The sequence below is a fragment of the Tenacibaculum sp. L6 genome (genome assembly GCF_028823685.1).
Taxonomy (GTDB): domain Bacteria; phylum Bacteroidota; class Bacteroidia; order Flavobacteriales; family Flavobacteriaceae; genus Polaribacter.
The window spans coordinates 1-2,230 of sequence record NZ_JAPEHZ010000121.1; the positions used below are offsets into that span (position 1 = coordinate 1).

General features: G+C 33.4%; 2 protein-coding genes. One reads left to right on the top strand and one right to left on the bottom strand.

The features are described 5' to 3' along the window. A partial coding sequence (locus OU788_RS12140) for a T9SS type A sorting domain-containing protein (RefSeq protein WP_274635412.1) occupies window positions 1-1,120 on the top strand: 1,120 nt, incomplete at its 5' end. A 141-nt stretch (window positions 1,121-1,261) separates the two neighbouring features. On the opposite strand, the gene OU788_RS12145 is transcribed toward OU788_RS12140, so the two are convergent. Beyond that, window positions 1,262-2,089 (bottom strand): universal stress protein, encoded by an 828-nt coding sequence (locus OU788_RS12145; RefSeq protein WP_274635413.1) that lies wholly within the window; start codon window positions 2,087-2,089, stop codon window positions 1,262-1,264. Window positions 2,090-2,230: the final 141 nt, after the last annotated feature.

The following is a 2,230-nucleotide window of genomic DNA, read 5'->3' on the forward strand; positions in this document are numbered from 1 at the left end:
CCGACTGTATACATTCACAATTACGGATGATTGTGGTAACAGTGATACCGAGACTACATTAGTTTCAAGAGATTACGACATGACCAATCCTGTGATAACTGATTTACCAGAAAGTCTTGAGTTGTGTGACGGGCAATTACCTGAAATGCTAACTGCAAAATGGACAGATAACTGTGCAGCAGGCGGTGATCTGGTAGCGTATCCTACTAACTATAGAGAAGAAAGTTGTATTCAGTATGCTGATTATGTTTTTACAGCAACGGATGATTGTGGTAATAGTGTTACTGAAACAGTGACAATGTCAAATAAAACTGATTTATTTGAAAATTGTGAAACAGCATTTGCAAGAGGTGATAACTATACTTGTTTCTTAGACGACGGCTTTAACCGTTGGGGTTGGACAAATTACTTTGCAGAAGAAGGTACATATACGCTTCCTTTATATTCAGGAGCAGCACAATGTGATGTTTCTAAAGGAGTACAATCTGGAGAAGTTACAGTTACGTATCTAGATGGATATGTGACAGTTGAGTACAACCTGTTTGAAGGATATGTAATGAGTGTAGCCCATGTGTACATAGGATGCGAGAAGTATCCAACCAAGAATGGTAAAGAAACGGTAGCACCAGGACAATTTAACTTTAACACAAGTAAGTTAGATTATGCATCTAATTATACGGTAGGACCTATTGAAGCTAGCGGACCAATTTATGTAATTGCACATGCAGAGGTTTGTGAAGAGGTTTGTAGATGTCATGAGTCAGTTGATGATGGCGGAACGTTCACTCCAAGCGGTTCAGTAGAGCCTTGTAATGAAGAGGTGTTAGAGCCAGTTCAACAAGAACCATTAAGCTTTAGTGCATACCCAGTTCCGTTTGAGAATGAGTTAACACTTGAGTATAATTATAAGTTTGATACAGATGTAGCTATTGAGATTTATAGTATGAATGGTATTTTGATTAAGAGAGTTGAAAATAATTCTTATATCAAAGGAACTTCAGAACAAATAAAAATAGATTTATCAGATGTACAAAATCAAACTTTAATTGTAAGAATGATTACAAACAAAGGCGTTGTTAATAAGAAAATTATAGCAATGCGTCCTAAGAAGAAAAAGTAATCTGAATTATGAATAAGGATTGTTTAGAGAATGTTTATTAACTTAAACTTCTCTAAACATACCTTAAGAAATTAGAAACTAATCAAACATAAAAAGCGCTAAGATGTTAATCTTAGCGCTTTTTCATTGTTAGAAGTTTTTTTAAATTTTGAAAGTAAGCATAGGTTTAATCGATTTTTTCGATAAATGCCTAGTAATGCTTCCGTTAAAAATATGTGATAAACCACTTCTGCCGTGAGTAGCTAGAGCAATAATATCAGCATTTATTTTATTAGAAAAATTTAGAATTCCTTTTTCAATAGAAGAATCATTGTAAACGTTAATAGTGTAGTTTTTTAAATCATATTTTTTAATAAAGTTTTTAATACGTTGGCTTGTTTCTTGTGTGTTCTCAAATTTTTGAGGTGTGTTAATCCTTAATAAATGAATTTTGCTATCGAAGTTGCTAGCAAACTCTAAAAAACGTTCAAAAGCTTGGTTTTTTTCAGGCTTAAAGCTAGAAGCGAAAACAAAGTTTTTTGGGTCAAAATTTTCTCCGTTCTTTTTAGTTGCTATAACGGGTATTTCAGAATTTCTTACAATTTTTTCAGTATTAGAACCGATAAGAATTTCTTCTAAATTAGTGTGTCCTTTGGTTCCCATAATAATGAGATCAACATTATGTTTTTTTGCGTAGTCACAAATACCATCATAAGGGTTTTGAAAACGGATAGCGTGTTTAACAATTTCATTCCTTGAGAAAAATTGCTGTTTGTAATCAATAAGTCTGTCACGAACTTTTCTAATGTATAACATGCTTTCAGGAATGCTAAAGTTAGTTCCAGAGCCCATGTCAATAATTCCAGTAGGAAGCTCAACCATGTGTAAAAGGTGGACTTCGCTGTTAGCTTTTTCAGCTAGTTTCGATGCTAGTTTCGAAGCATACTCAGACGGCTTCGAAAAATCGGTGGGTACGAGTATTTTTTTCATAATAAGAAGATTTAAAGAGAGATAGTCTCTTAAATATACAAAAAATCAGCGTAAAAAGGAAAGATATTTGTGTGTTAATGAATAACTTACTATATTTGCAGCAAATTTATTAATCAGATAGATGAAGGGGACGATAGTCCC